We start from the raw sequence: 13,905 nt of genomic DNA on the forward strand, positions 1-13,905 counted from the left end.
GCCTCAGATCTGATAATCAGGGAAAATATAGTCGTCGTCTGAGTTGTCGTTCGAGCGATCCTGCCATTGGTTGAAGATCCAGTTCACAATCACGCCCCATAAAACGGGAATGATGATGCAGGCAATGATAAAGAAAATCTTGTCCAGCATGTACTTGACCTTAACGGAGTTCAGAATGGTGTGCTTCGTGTTTAGAGGCTGCAGGCGGCTGCTGTCAAGTGTGAACAGCCGCTTCCCCGGGAATGAGAGCCGATCTTAGTTGTTTTTTCATACCTTTTCTGGGAGCATGTACGTTCGTGAATCACACAGTCCGTCTGAAAAGAAGGTCCTGCAAAAATGGGCGAGCCAATACAGGAATCCGATCAGTCACTCCTCGAACTGATCCAGCTAAATCTGATTCGGGGTGTCGGCCCGCGGATCCGTCGAACGTTACTGGACCAGTTTGGGAGCCCGGCTCAAATTCTCAATGCCCCCCGCCAGGAATTACTCAACGTCCAGGGTATCGGGACCAAACTGGCAGATGCGATTATCTATCGCGAGGCAAAATCGACTGCGGAAGACGAACTCCGGCGCTGTCGCGCATCCGGTTACCAGATCTTGTTTGAAGAGTCAGCCGAGTATCCTTCACTCCTGCGAGAAATGCCCGATCCCCCTTCGTTACTTTACTGTAAAGGGAGCCTGTTGCCGCAAGACGAACTGGCGGTCGCCATCGTCGGCTCACGGAAATGCACGCATTACGGATTACAGCAGGCAGAAAAGATCGCCGCAGCGCTGGCACGCGCCGGGATCACCGTTGTCAGTGGTCTTGCCCGAGGAATTGACCAGGCGGCTCACACCGGCGCACTCAAAGCGGGGGGACGAACGATCGCCGTCATGGCAACCGGACTGGCACACATTTACCCTCCCGAACACCGGGAGCTTTCGGAAGCAGTCGCCCTGCAGGGCGCCATCGTTACAGAATTCCCTCTTGATCAGGCACCGGTCGCTGGTTTATTCCCGCAACGAAATCGCATTATCAGTGGGTTTTCTATGGGCGTGGTGCTGATCGAAGCAGGTCGCAAAAGTGGAGCATTACACACCGCAAGACACGCTTACGAACAGGGTCGCGAAGTCTTCGCTGTCCCCGGTCGCATTGATCATCCCGCCAGTGCCGGCTGTCATGACCTGATTCGCGACGGTGCCATGCTCGTCCGAGATGTGGAAGACATCCTGGAAGGACTCGGCCCGGCGAAGACACCTGTCATGACAGCAAAAAACCGGGAAGTCCATACGCCACGAGAACTCTCGTTGAGTGAATTTGAACGTGATATTCTCAATCTGGTCACACTGGAACCACAGCACCTCAACGAAATCGTCCAGTCGAGCAATCTCGATTCCTCCCGGATTCTTTCCACTCTCACGATTCTGGAAATGCGTAAAGTAGTGAAACGCCTGCCCGGAGGGTATCTGGTCCGCGCCATGGGATGATTACGATTCCCAAGAGCTGCAATTCTTATTAACATCACAGCATGAATTCTCCAAGTGAAGCAAGCGCCGCCGGCCAGGCCGTCTATTCCAAACGCATTTTATCGATTTATGACATCTGGGTGCTGGGGATCTCCAACTCCCTGATCTGGAAATGCCGAACGAAAACCATATTGAACTGGATGAACCAGAGTCTGACCGCCAATCATCTGGATGTGGGAGTCGGTACCGGTTACCATCTGGACCATTGTGCGTTTCCGGATTCGAATGTCAGGCTGGGTTTGCTCGACCTGAATCCGAACAGCCTCGCAGCAGCAGCCAGCCGGGCCAGCAGATATACCCCAGAAACTTATCAGGCGGATATTCTGCAACCCCTGCCCGACCAGCCACAGGGTTTCGATTCGGTCAGTCTGAATTATCTGCTGCATTGCCTGCCCGGCGATCTGAGTTCGAAGTCGACTCTTTTCGATCATCTCAATCAGTGGCTGAACCCCGGAGCCATTATCTCGGGCTCGACCATTCTGGCAGAAGGAATTCCTCGAAGTCTACCTGCCCGCAAGTTAATGCACTTCTACAATGAGAAAAAGATCTTCACTAACTCTGCAGACAGTCGGGATGAGTTACTATCTCAGCTCCAGAGTCGTTATACTGACGTGGAACTGAAAGTGACTGGCTGTGTGGCCCTCTTTCGTGCCCGCTACACTCCTTCAACAACAAATTGACCAACATGGAAATTCGTGAGTTTGCAGAACGGGTTCTCCTCAGTGATTCACTGGAAGAGAAACTCAAGCCCGCCCCGCCGATTTTAACTGATGACAGTCCGGGAGAACCACTGCGCATCAAAGAACCGACGCGCCCGGCCAGTCTGCAGTTCGCTGCCCCCCGCACCGCGCCTGCCATGCCGAAACCCGCTGCGTTGTTCGAGCAGGAAAAACGGGCTCTCGCCCATCACATCATGGCGAACCACGAACTGCAGGCATTGGAAGTGATGGCTTATATTCTGTGCGCCTTTCCCGATGCGCCTGCTGAATTTCGTCAGGGCATGTGCGCAATCATGGGCGACGAACAAAGACACACCCGTATGCATAAAGAGCGAGCCTACATTCTGGGCTTGGAGTTCGGCAGTCTGCCCGTGAACTGTTATATCTGGAAGAAGGCCCTCAGCTACGAAAGTCTGCTCGACTACCTGGCCGGCCTGCCTCTGACTTTTGAAGGACGCAATCTGGACCATACAGGGGAATTCGAACAGTACTTTCTGGACGCCGGTGATCAACGCAGTGCCGCTCTGATGAAGGTCGTCTATCGGGATGAAATTCAGCACGTTGCCTTTGGATTGCACTGGCTGCGACAGTTAAAACCCGACCATCTCTCGGACTGGGAAGCCTACGAGCAACATCTGCACTGGCCCATTCGTGCTGCTCTTTCCGTGGGTGATACCTTCAACAGGGAAGCACGCAGGGAGACCGGCATGACAGACGAATTCATTGATCGGCTCTACCAGGCTGCTCACTCCGATCAGCCACCCAACCAGAAACCGAAAAACCTCGATTGAGAAGGCGGGGACTCCAGTATGAATCAACAAGGTCAAGTCCGCTGGAACAAGGTGATTTTCGTTGACTGGCATGGCGTACTCTCACTCGATCCTTTCTGGATGTCCATCATTCACAATGAAGAGCATCCACTCCACTCATCGCTCTCGGAAGCAGTCAGGTATCTCTTTGCGGAAAACGATTCCTTAGTCCGAGACTGGATGCGGGGAAACATCACCACCAGCCAGATTGTCGACAGTCTGCAGATTGAAGCGAATCCAGAGTTCCCGCCTGATTATCTCGCGCGAAAATCAGTGGATGACTGCCAATTGATGCGGGTCAACAGTCAATTGATCCTGCTGTTACAGTCAGCACAGCAGACAGGTACAGCCATCGTGCTGGCAACCGACAACATGGACTGTTTTCATGATGCAATTCTACGGGCAAGACAGCAGTCACCGCGATTGAAAGAAACGAAAACAACGTCATTCTTCGCAACAGCCAGACTGTTCGACGATGTACTCTGCTCCAGCACACAACGTATCTTGAAAAGCGAAGATCCTCGACGCTTCTTTGAACACTGGCTCTCATCACATACCCTTGATTTCAGCGATTCCCTGCTGCTGGATGACTTGGAAAAAAACTGCAGAGAGTTTCAAGCAGTTGGTGGCACTGCAATTCATTGGAAGAGTGATTTTTTAGAAGTAGAGACAGGCAAGTTTCATTCAGAATTGAAAAGCTGGCTTCAGATTTCTTTATAGTAGCAATTTCTCTCCATTCCTGTTGCTTCGCCACCGAGAGTCAAATTAGACTGTATCAAGTTTTACTGGAAGTGCAATCACAGCGAAGAGACTGTCGATTTTCACCAATGAAACAACTGCTGCGTAAAGCTCAAATTAAAAACCCCAGACTCATTCGGACACGCTATTGGGTTGTCTACGAATTAGCAAACGGCGTTATCGTTTTTTACGACAGCGCTAACAAACAATATGATGTGCAAATTACAGAGAATCACATTGTCACAGTCGGCAACATGCAATGCGTAATCAATTTTTTGACCGAAAACATCTACACCAATTAACGGAAAACGATTAGAAGCTTTGATATTAGTTACTCTGCTTCTTGCCCCGTTTTTTCCGTTTGACTTCGAGGCTGGGATGCTTTGGACCGCCGCCTAAGTAGGGATGTTTCTCAAGCTCATCCCCCTGCCCCAACTCTCGGGGATCGTGGGTGGCTACCAGTTGCTGTTGCAGTTCATTTGCCAGTTTCGCTTTGATCTTCTCGTACATCGGAGAGGCGGCAACGTTCTGCAACTGATCCGGATCATTCCGCAGATCATACAGTTCTTCCGCCGGCAGCTTTCCAAATGCCAGATCATACAGTCGACGATGATTTGCATCCTTGTTTTTATTTTCGACCATATAGGTCTTGGTCGGACCGTTGTCACAGTCTCCATACCAGGTGCCGGGAATAGCCGCGTGCTGATAATCGGGTGTGCCTGCCGGCCAGCGATCGGGGCGGTAATTGTGGATGTAAAGAAAGTCATCCGTCCGAATGGCACGACAGGGATAACCTCCCATGTCAGGTGCCTCCTGTGAAGGGACATGGCGTTCCTTACCGAAAATGACCTCGTCCCTGTTATCAGCAATTCGACCTGATTTTGCATTCGTTAAAACAGGCATCAGACTGCGGCCGGTCACATCCGCCGGGATTTTCACTCCCGCTGCTTCATAATACGTGGGTGCCAGATCAATCAGGCTGACAAAATCGGTGACCGAGCGACCGGGTTTTATTTTTTCGGGCCAGCGGGCAGCGAGCGGCACACGGGTCCCTGTGTCATACAGACAACTTTTCCCACGCGGGAACGGCATACCATGATCGCCGGTCATGAATACGATGGTATTATCGAGTTCGCCTTTTTCTTCGAGTGACTTCAGCGCATCACCTACCAGTTTGTCGAAGCGTTGAACTTCAAAGTAATAGTCGGCGACATCACTGCGAACGACCGATGCATCCGGAAAGCAGGCGGGGAACTTGATTTTGGAAAGATCCATCCCACTCTGCACCCCGGTCCCCGCTTCATAAGGACGATGTGGATCACTGCTGCCCAGCCAGAAGCAGAAGGGTTCTCCCTGTTTCTGATGCTGGAGAAAATCCTGAAAACTCTTATAGCGTTTTCCCGCCAGTTCGCGACCAGCGGTTTCGGTGCGCCCTGGCCCCCAGGCTTTCCCGGTATAACCGACCTGGTAACCGTGTGCTTTGAGTATTTCCGGATACGTTTCGAGCTGATCCGGAAAAATGCAGTGCAGGTTCGCGCCCGCTTCGAGCTGCCAGTGATATTTACCGGTCAGAATCGCTCCTCGCGAAGGGGTACAGGAAGGGGAAGAAACATATGCATTCTGAAACAGCACGCCTTCCCGGGCCAGCCGATCAAAGGTAGGCGTTTTCACGACTGGATCGCCATAAGAGCCTGCATGCGGCCAGCCCCAGTCATCGGCAATCGCAAACAGAATATTAGGTCGCTTCTGCTCTTCCGCTGCCTGAGTATTTGAAACAATGCAGAGGAAAATTATCAAAGCAAAGCAGGACAGGCAGCGAAATACAAAAGAACCATTAAACATAGCGCACCTTTAACGGCTGGAGTCAGAGGAATCAGGAGATTTATTCCACTTTACTTGCGGTTTTGCAGGTACGCAAGCAAATCCCGTATTTCCTGTTGCGTCAGACGCTGCTCCAGGCCTTTCGGCATAATCGATGTCGGCGACTCTTTCATCACTTCAATCTGATCACGGGCAATCCGTACTTCAGAGAGATCAGCGGTTCTGAGATAGACCGTATCTGTCGATTCGCGACTGATGACTCCCGTATAAATTCGACCGGCATCGGTCACTACCAGGTATGAGCGATAGCCTCGCGCAAAACTGGCACTGGGAAGTGCGATTGCCTCCAGCAGATCCGTTCCGGTACGAATGGCGCCGATTTTTGTCAGGTCGGGTCCCACTTTACCACCGTCATTTTCGACAGTATGACAACCAGAGCAGGCTGCTTTCTTACCAAAGAAGATTTTGCGTCCTTCCTCCAACCGTCCTTCAGTAAGCAGAGGCTTGAGTGACTCCAGATGCGCCTTCTGCTGTGCCAGATCAACGCCCAGTTTTTTCAACAGCGGTGCTGCTGCCTGCTGGACCGATTCGGGATACTTCTGCAACAGACTCGCCAACTCATCCGCCGACAGGTTCGTTGCAGCAGAAGAACCATTCAGTCCGGTAATCAATGCCTGACCTACAGCTTCATCCACACTTTTCGCATAGGCTCTTAACAGAACCGGCAGTGCCAGAGGCCCCGGTGCATCCAGTTGCTTCGACAACTGGATTAACTGTTCGCCAGAATGCGGTAGACCCGCTAATGCTCTCGCCGCCGCCAGTCGATCCAGAGGTGGATACTCTTCATTCATGCGGGACATGAGGAAGTCGAAGGTACTCTGATCGATACTTTTTAAATGGGCACCAGCAGCGGATAACGCTTCGATTCGCAAAGCAGCGGGCTGCTTCACGTCTAAGGCTAAAGATGTCAATTGTGCATTGAGATCAGGCAGATCATGTGATTGCGCAATCCGGACGACGAGAATCTGTAATTCAGGATCAGCTGTCTTCAAAGTCTGCTCCAGCGCAGAACGCCAGTTGACAGGAAATTCTTTCAATGCAGAGCGCTGAATCACTTCCAGCAGAATCGCCTTGGCAGGCTGTGATGTTTCCGCGGCGGTCAGCGAGTGTGCTATGAGCGATTGCACTTCGGGATCTGCAGATTGCGCTACCAGGAAGCCCCGCAGAACGGCAGCCCGTTCGGGACTCAGTTCAGCCTCGCTCAACCATGTTTTCAATAAGATCAAAGTTTCTCCGGCCCAGCCTTCATGTTCGCTGATTATCGACAGCGTCTCTTTCTGCAAAGCTGGATCATCGGTATCCAGCAGAGGAGTCACCAGTTCCCGCGTCAACTTACCTGAGTTCATCTGGTCCAAAGCAATCAACGCCGCGCGGCGGACAGCTGGACTGGAGTCATCCAAACCTGCGAGAACCAGATCACGCTGGTCGATCCGGATCAGTGCGTAAATGAGAGCATGTTCCAGTGTTCGATCTGGAGACCCGGATTTAATCACATGAAAGAGAGCGTCGATCACCGACTGCAACTGTTCAGCCGAGACCGAGTCACGCCGACCTGCTTCACAGATGCGTCCCAGGGCAGTGGCAGCGGTACGTTGAACTGCTGGCTTATCTTGTTTCAATAACGTTACTAACTCATCAGTTGATTGCGAACTTCGTAACGTCCCTAGCGCTTTCGCAGCCGTCAGCTGCACACTCTCGGAAGCGGTCAGCCCACCTTGAATTGCAGCTGCTGCCTTACCTGTTCCAATTCGAGATAAGGTCCAGATTGCATTGCGTTTACTGGTATCGTTATAAAAAGACCCACTGGGTGAATCGATCACTTTTGCAAGTTGAGGTACGGCCAGATCACCAACACTGGCCAGCTCTTCGATGGCCTTTTGCTGCACAAACGGACGCGTGTCATTCAACAACTGCAGCTTGCGATTAGGCGAGAGTGATTTCCAGTCCAGAGTTAAGCCATAAGGATCTTTGAGTTCCGGTGTACCAGTCTTACGAATTCGATAGATGGCACCTTGAATGTCTGGCTTGGAAATCTGAGACTGGGGGCAGCCAATGCGGAACCAGCCACCCGTATCTATGACCAACAGGCTGCCATCGGCGTCTTCGATGATATCTGTCGGATGAAAATCGGGATCATCCGATACCAGGAAGTCTTCTTCTTTGGTTTCAAACGTGGCACCGTTGCGAATCAATCGGGAGCGAATGACCTTGTGTGTATTAAAAATCGTTGTAAATATATTGCCCTGATATTCCGGCCCGAACTGGGAACCGCGATAACGTAACATGCCTGAAACCGCCACGTGACCAAAGCGGGTGATCGGCCCCAGCAACTCCCCCGTGCGTTTGAATTCAGCGACGCAGTCTTCGAAGTGAGGATACACGCCTCCTTCTATCCAGTGCACCAGACAGTCCACGCGGGGTCGTGTCATGAGAATGTTTACCGAACCAATCATTTCTCCCTCAGGAGTGAAATCGATCTCGACCGGATTGTCCATCCCGCCCCCACAGTGCACTTCGATATCAGAGCCATCCGGATTACAGGAAAAGATTCGTGCTGCCAATCCTTTGCTGGTGACTTTTCCAGATTTGTCTTTGAATTCGTGACCGTGTCTGCCATCACACCAATAAAGCCTGCCTTCCGGCCCGCGAAAACAACCGTGAATACTGGCCGCGTTACCAGAGAAGCCGAACGAATCAACGATAATTTTCCTCTCATCTGCCACGCCGTCATCATCGTGGTCTGTCAGCTTCCAGATATTAGGAGGACTGGCGACATAGAGCGCCCCCTCATGCCAGAGCGCTCCCATCGGCAGAGTTAATTTATCAGCGAAGACCGTACTCTGATCAAAGCGTCCGTCTCCATCCCGGTCAACCAGCATACGGATCATGCTTTTGGGCTCTTTAATCAACTGAGGAGCACGCGTATTTTCTCCTGAACTTTCAGCAATGAATAATCGCCCGCGATCATCAAAGCCTGCCATCATCGGATATTTAGTCAGTTCGCTACTGGTGACTCGTTCGATGCTGAAGCCTTCAGGAACGCGAGGCAGGTCTTCCGCTGCTATTTTCTCAAATGGAGAAAGTGCAACAAGAAACACAGCTACAAAACCATTCAGGATCGATTTGTACTTTGGAAAAAGTTTCACAGCAGTCACCTTTTATCAGGCAGGAAATGAAGTCAATAAATGACAATATCCGGGTAAGTTCTCAGGGAGGACCTGATATTGTAAACAAAGTAAAGTATGGGCACAAACAGGATTCTCAAGAATTCATGAGAATCCCCCCTGATCAACATCCAATCTAAAAAACACTCCTCTCAGCATTGGTACTACGCTTGGGATTTCACATGTCCTGTTTTCGCAAAATGTTCGCGCGCTGAAAAAATAAAAAAATCACAACTTATTCTGGCATCAACAGGCTGCAGTTTTCGCCAATGTTCGGTTTTTGTCTTGAACTGGCGGCATCCGGCTTTTCGCGGTTTTGATGCCTGAAGTGAAATAATTTGACTGCTTATTTCCGGCTATAATTCCCACGTAACGCACAGCACTTCACCAGTACACAAGGGAATTTTCAAATGCAAACAACAGAAATTTCATCGCGAAAAAAACTGACAGAAAAGCAAGAGTCAATCTACTCGTTTATCAAACAGGAAATCACCCAGCAACGTCTGTCGCCTACAGTGCGGGAAATTGCAGAACAATTCGGAATTCGATCCTCAAATGGAGTGATGTGTCATCTCCGCGCTCTGGAACGGAAAGGCTGGATTAAGCGTGATCACTATCTTTCACGCGGAATCACATTAGTCGCTGAACCGGTCACTCAGATGATCACACTCACTCCAGGCGAAGCCGTCTGCATTGGTGAGATTTATGTAGGCTGTGTCGGGGTAAAAGATCGCAGTGTCACGCTGGAACTGATTGCCCCCGACACAATGGGAGAAATTCGTAAAGACCTTTGAGAACCTGGTCTCATGAAAAATGCTTTCCCGGTAAATCAGAACTCAAGGCCTGGCTGGCAAAACTAATCTTATCTCTGGAGGGTTTACGCGTATGGATCATAATTCGGAATCAATCGAGGAAGACAAGCTCTTACCATTTCATCGAGACTCTACTACAGAATCTGGAAAGGCAGAGTCCACATCAGAATTCCCAGAGGAATTGAAAAAGAGTTACGCCAATCTAATGACAATCGAAGATGAATACGAAGGCCTGACTTCAACAGAAGCTTCAACTGATGTGCAGCAGTGTCATGAACTTTTGGCGAACCAGGAACAACAGATTCAGCAGCTGGTTCGAAAAATAAATCAGGAAAAATCGAAGCGGGAACGATTGAAGGGTGAACTGGAAGAAGCAGAAGTCTGTCAGTCGATGGCACAATCTTATGAAGCAGCGATCACAGGCTGGCGGGAAATGATTCAGGTATTTGAATCGTTTCATCAGTCAACCATTCACAGCCACGAGCCATTTTCTCTGGCGGAACAGACATGGGAAGATCTGAAACATGCGGAACAGCAGGCTTTGACCGAACTGGAAAATGAGACCAGATGGGAAGTGATCCATACCCCCTATGGTTCAACCACCGTTCCAAAGCAGGAAGGCCTGCTGCCAGATGAGATCACGATTGAGATACGGGGCGATAATCTGCCGGTATCAATCCGAACTGAAACCGCACGTCTGGCTTTAACACAGTGTCAACAGGGAACAGCCACATATGCAGTGAGTTGTCTCTGATTCTCTCGAACTGACACATTCTAATTCACAATCAACTTTTTCACAGGGAAAGTACGTCCATGGAAAGCCAGTTTCCAGAAACCGATATTAATGAAATCACCTGCCGCATGATCAGCGGTCAACTTGCAGAATGGGGTATTGATTTCTCCCAGGCACGCGTAGGTCAGCTCGCGCCAGGTCAAATCGAACAGCTACAGACCTGGATCAATGCTGGCGTGGAAGCAGACGAAGCATTTCAGGCTGAGTTTGCATCGCTGCCTGAATTCATGGAGAGTGAATTGCTGGATATAAAAGGAGATCTGGCAACCGGCTCTCAGGAAGAAATCATAGAGCAGGCGATCAATGCCTGTGAGGCGGAAGTGCTGATTACGGACAATCCTTATCTGTTTGATACAACGGGCTGGCATCTGTGGCGCAAAGCTTTTTGCCGCTGGTACCACGGTGAGTCGCTGGATTTCCCGGAGGAAGAAATCTCAAAGGAAACCTGTAGAGGAAATGAATCGGCCGAACTTAAAATGACGCAGCAGCTGAAAACATTGATTACTGATTTTAATCAGGCAGAAGCTTCATTAAAACAGCTTCGACTCGAACTCAAACAGACCAGGCAGTTACGAAATACCAGCCGGAAACAACTGATCCGGTTTCTCAATCAGCAATATGTTTCCACTGAGAAAACAATAATAACACCAAAACTGGAGAAGCAAACAATAAGCGGCTCCAAATCGGAGCAGGGAGAACAACCCAATACTTCTACGGAGTTAATCGAACCAGTCAGCATTATACGTATTCCCGTTACTGGTCCGGAAACTAACCGGATTGAGGTTTATCTGCAACAGACCAGTGAAGGAACATGGCGGGCAGGCCATTTCTGGTCTGTGGAAAGCAGTTCACAAGCAGGTCAGATTACACGTGGCAGCAGCCAACTTGAACGAGTACTAACAACCTATCCCACTGACACGGCTGCGCTAATCAATGAAACACTGCTTCTCAGCAGAAAACTCAGAAACGACTTAGAGATTCAATCACAAATTATTGACTACCTGAATCTTCTGGAAGAATTTCCAGGTCAACTGGACCTCTGCAGTGACTGTCATCAGCACTGGCTCAGTGAAGATCTGGACCTCTCAGGATGTTGTCCCCCGTGTTCAGCTGATTGATATCCTGTGAGCAATTTTCAATCAGCAGAGAATTCCGTCGAGTCTCTCCTTTTGTCTTGCCATGTCCACTGATTCCTGCCATAGTTTAAGATAGTTTATAAATGCGAATCTCGACTTTCAGGCCATTCAATTCAGAGGCGGAGACTTCCTGTGCAAGATCAACCCGAAAAAGCAGATCAGAGTCAATCTTCTATAAGCCGCAGACGATTTCTGGCAACTTCTGCATCGGCGGCCGCCGCAATTGGCTTTGGGGCACCCGCCATCGTACGGGGAACCAATCTGAATGAAAAACTAAATATCGCCATCATAGGCTCGGGAGGACGAGGCGGCAGTAATCTCCGATCGGTCTCATCTGAAAATATTACGGTTCTATGCGATGTGAATAAACAGAATCTATTTCGCGCCGCACAGAGTCATCCCAAAGCAAAACAGTTTAAAGATTTTCGCAAAGTCTACGATCACCCGGATCAGTTCGACGCCGTCGTTGTCAGCACTTGCGAACACACACATGCCTTCGCCACCCTTCCCGCACTGCAGCTGAAAAAACATGTATACTGTGAAAAGCCACTGACTCACAGTGTCTGGGAGGCCCGCGTCATTCGAGAAGCGGCTCGGAAGGCGAATGTCGCCACGCAAATGGGTACCCAGATTCATGCGGGAGATAACTACCGCAGGGTCGTTGAACTGATTCAGTCCGGCGCCATCGGCCCCGTTCAGGAAGCCCACGTCTGGGTATCTCGCGCCTGGGGCTGGCATCCTTCCGAAGAAGCGGCCCGCGCAGCAAAGGATCTTGTTTACTCGGAAAAAAGGCCAAGCCATTCCGATGAGATTCCGAAAGGACTGGACTGGGATCTCTGGTTAGGACCGGCTCCAGAACGTCCCTTCAATAATATCTATTTTCCGGGTCCCAAATGGTATCGCTGGTGGGATTTTGGTAATGGCACCATGTCTGACCTGGGCAGCCACTGGATCGATCTGCCATTCTGGGCATTGAAACTGGATTACCCGCTCACAATTGAAGCGGAAGGACCGCCGATCCAGAAAGAAATCGCACCGGCATCAATGCAGGCCGTTTATGAATACGGTCAACGAGGCGACATGCCCCCCGTCAAAGTGGGCTGGTACCAGGGGACGAACAAACCTCAACTCTGGGAAGAAGGCAAAATCCCACAATGGGCAAACGGCGTTTTATTCGTCGGTGAGAAAGGCATGCTGTTGTCAGATTACAGTAAGCATGTCTTGTTACCAGAAAAAGAATTCGCTGATTTCAAACCCCCGGAACCATACATTCCGAAATCTCTGGGTCATCATGCGGAATGGATCCATGCCTGTAAAACGGGCGCCCCGACAACCTGCAATTTCGAGTATGCAGGATTACTGACCGAAGCGAATCACTTGGGCAACATCGCTTATCGAACAGGTAAAAAATTGCACTGGGACACTCAGGCCATGAAGGCAACGAACGCTCCTGAATCCGATCAATATATCCGCCGTGAGTATCGCAAAGGCTGGGAACTGAGTTAGGCCTCTCAATGCACGGAATCGTTAACTGGCTGGATCCTCAGATTTTAATGATTGATCAGTTTCTCACACCCGAAGAATGTGAAAGCTACATTAACTACAGCGAATATCTTGGCTATGAACTGGCTGATGTAGATTTCTACGGAGTTCGCAAGCAGTCGAACCAAATTCGGACAAACGAACGCGCAGACATCGAATCTCAGGAACTCGCAGATAAACTCTGGAATGAACTCCGAAATTACCCTCTTCCTTCATCAGAGCTGGGAAACCCCGCAGGACTGAGTCCCTTTATCAGATTTTATAGATATCAGGGAAATCAAAGATTTAACTTTCATAAAGATGGAGTTAAAAAATATTCGAACTACGAATCGCAATTCACAGTATTAATTTATTTGAATTCAATCAAGCAGGGTGGCGAAACAATTTTTCGCAAAAATGCGATCAAAGTCCAACCTCAATCAGGACGCTGCTTACTCTTTGCACATGACCTATGGCATTCTGGTCTAGCTGTAACTGATGAGGAAATTAAATATATCATGCGAAGTGATCTATATTATTTACAAAATAAATCATTTGACGCTGAATCATAAAATTGAACATATAATCAATTCATGACAAACCTTATTTGATTAAGACCATCTCCCGAAACGTCTACTCCTGCTCACTGACATTAAATTTCTACCTCGTACTAATGGATCCCCGGTAGATATGCTCCCTTCTTCCTATCGCTTCCCAGACTGCTGCTAGTTGATTTAGATCAGGATCGAAAGGCGCATCCTCAGTCAGATCACTTTATGCTCCTGCAATTAATATTTGAGTTAGATCTTCATTTAAACTTGAAATG

Annotated in this window: 12 protein-coding genes; 9 read left to right on the forward strand and 3 right to left on the reverse strand. The window is 49.6% G+C overall.

Annotated features, from left to right (window positions below):
- Window positions 1–3: 3 nt before the first annotated feature.
- Window positions 4–150, reverse strand: a complete 147-nt coding sequence (locus GmarT_RS29655; RefSeq protein ID WP_002645367.1) for a hypothetical protein — start codon at window positions 148–150, stop codon at window positions 4–6.
- A 186-nt stretch (window positions 151–336) separates the two neighbouring features.
- On the opposite strand from GmarT_RS29655, the gene dprA reads away from it, so the two are divergent.
- From dprA to GmarT_RS28150, 4 genes are read left to right on the forward strand one after another with little or no spacing between them, the layout of a single operon-like run.
- Window positions 337–1,467: a DNA-processing protein DprA gene (gene dprA / locus GmarT_RS28135; RefSeq protein WP_002645366.1), complete on the forward strand. Its 1,131-nt coding sequence runs from the start codon at window positions 337–339 to the stop codon at window positions 1,465–1,467.
- A 41-nt stretch (window positions 1,468–1,508) separates the two neighbouring features.
- Entirely contained in the window at window positions 1,509–2,186 is a 678-nt protein-coding gene (locus GmarT_RS28140; RefSeq protein WP_002645365.1) for a class I SAM-dependent methyltransferase, read from the forward strand.
- A gap of 5 nt (window positions 2,187–2,191) precedes the next feature.
- Window positions 2,192–3,016 (forward strand): ferritin-like domain-containing protein, encoded by an 825-nt coding sequence (locus GmarT_RS28145; protein ID WP_002645364.1) that lies wholly within the window; start codon window positions 2,192–2,194, stop codon window positions 3,014–3,016.
- 18 nt (window positions 3,017–3,034) lie between these two features.
- Complete coding sequence (locus GmarT_RS28150) at window positions 3,035–3,754, forward strand: HAD family hydrolase (protein WP_002645363.1); 720 nt, start codon at window positions 3,035–3,037, stop codon at window positions 3,752–3,754.
- Window positions 3,755–4,099: 345 nt separating this feature from the next.
- Here the strand turns inward: GmarT_RS28150 and GmarT_RS28155 are convergent, their stop codons facing one another.
- Both GmarT_RS28155 and GmarT_RS28160 read right to left on the reverse strand, forming a co-directional pair.
- Window positions 4,100–5,614, reverse strand: coding sequence for a sulfatase family protein (locus tag GmarT_RS28155; protein ID WP_002645361.1), 1,515 nt, complete (start codon window positions 5,612–5,614; stop codon window positions 4,100–4,102).
- Window positions 5,615–5,664: 50 nt separating this feature from the next.
- Window positions 5,665–8,799, reverse strand: coding sequence for a PVC-type heme-binding CxxCH protein (locus GmarT_RS28160; protein ID WP_187782324.1), 3,135 nt, complete (start codon window positions 8,797–8,799; stop codon window positions 5,665–5,667).
- Between the two features lie 428 nt (window positions 8,800–9,227).
- On the opposite strand from GmarT_RS28160, the gene GmarT_RS28165 reads away from it, so the two are divergent.
- The 5 genes from GmarT_RS28165 (at window position 9,228) to GmarT_RS28185 (ending at window position 13,651) form a co-directional block, all read left to right on the forward strand.
- A complete protein-coding gene (locus tag GmarT_RS28165) occupies window positions 9,228–9,611 on the forward strand; it encodes a LexA family protein (RefSeq protein WP_002645359.1) in 384 nt (127 codons plus the stop codon).
- 91 nt (window positions 9,612–9,702) lie between these two features.
- Entirely contained in the window at window positions 9,703–10,383 is a 681-nt protein-coding gene (locus tag GmarT_RS28170; RefSeq protein WP_002645358.1) for a hypothetical protein, read from the forward strand.
- A 59-nt stretch (window positions 10,384–10,442) separates the two neighbouring features.
- Window positions 10,443–11,540: a hypothetical protein gene (locus GmarT_RS28175; RefSeq protein ID WP_002645357.1), complete on the forward strand. Its 1,098-nt coding sequence runs from the start codon at window positions 10,443–10,445 to the stop codon at window positions 11,538–11,540.
- A 150-nt stretch (window positions 11,541–11,690) separates the two neighbouring features.
- A complete protein-coding gene (locus GmarT_RS28180) occupies window positions 11,691–13,064 on the forward strand; it encodes a Gfo/Idh/MocA family protein (RefSeq protein ID WP_002645356.1) in 1,374 nt (457 codons plus the stop codon).
- Between the two features lie 47 nt (window positions 13,065–13,111).
- The gene (locus GmarT_RS28185) at window positions 13,112–13,651 is read left to right on the forward strand and encodes a 2OG-Fe(II) oxygenase (RefSeq protein WP_157158926.1); all 540 of its coding nucleotides are present in this window, start codon (window positions 13,112–13,114) and stop codon (window positions 13,649–13,651) included.
- The last annotated feature ends 254 nt before the right edge of the window (window positions 13,652–13,905 follow it).

Source organism: Gimesia maris (genome assembly GCF_008298035.1).
GTDB classification, from domain to species: Bacteria; Planctomycetota; Planctomycetia; order Planctomycetales; family Planctomycetaceae; genus Gimesia; species Gimesia maris.

Excerpts from the sequence above, each read along its gene's own strand:
- GmarT_RS28155 (WP_002645361.1), bottom strand. The coding sequence starts at position 5,614 with ATGTTTAATGGTTCTTTTGTATTTCGCTGCCTGTCCTGCTTTGCTTTG.
- GmarT_RS28150 (WP_002645363.1), top strand. The coding sequence starts at position 3,035 with ATGAATCAACAAGGTCAAGTCCGCTGGAACAAGGTGATTTTCGTTGAC.
- GmarT_RS29655 (WP_002645367.1), bottom strand. The coding sequence starts at position 150 with ATGCTGGACAAGATTTTCTTTATCATTGCCTGCATCATCATTCCCGTT.
- GmarT_RS28170 (WP_002645358.1), top strand. The coding sequence starts at position 9,703 with ATGGATCATAATTCGGAATCAATCGAGGAAGACAAGCTCTTACCATTT.
- GmarT_RS28175 (WP_002645357.1), top strand. The coding sequence starts at position 10,443 with ATGGAAAGCCAGTTTCCAGAAACCGATATTAATGAAATCACCTGCCGC.
- GmarT_RS28185 (WP_157158926.1), top strand. The coding sequence starts at position 13,112 with ATGATTGATCAGTTTCTCACACCCGAAGAATGTGAAAGCTACATTAAC.
- GmarT_RS28165 (WP_002645359.1), top strand. The coding sequence starts at position 9,228 with ATGCAAACAACAGAAATTTCATCGCGAAAAAAACTGACAGAAAAGCAA.
- dprA (WP_002645366.1), top strand. The coding sequence starts at position 337 with ATGGGCGAGCCAATACAGGAATCCGATCAGTCACTCCTCGAACTGATC.
- GmarT_RS28140 (WP_002645365.1), top strand. The coding sequence starts at position 1,509 with ATGAATTCTCCAAGTGAAGCAAGCGCCGCCGGCCAGGCCGTCTATTCC.
- GmarT_RS28145 (WP_002645364.1), top strand. The coding sequence starts at position 2,192 with ATGGAAATTCGTGAGTTTGCAGAACGGGTTCTCCTCAGTGATTCACTG.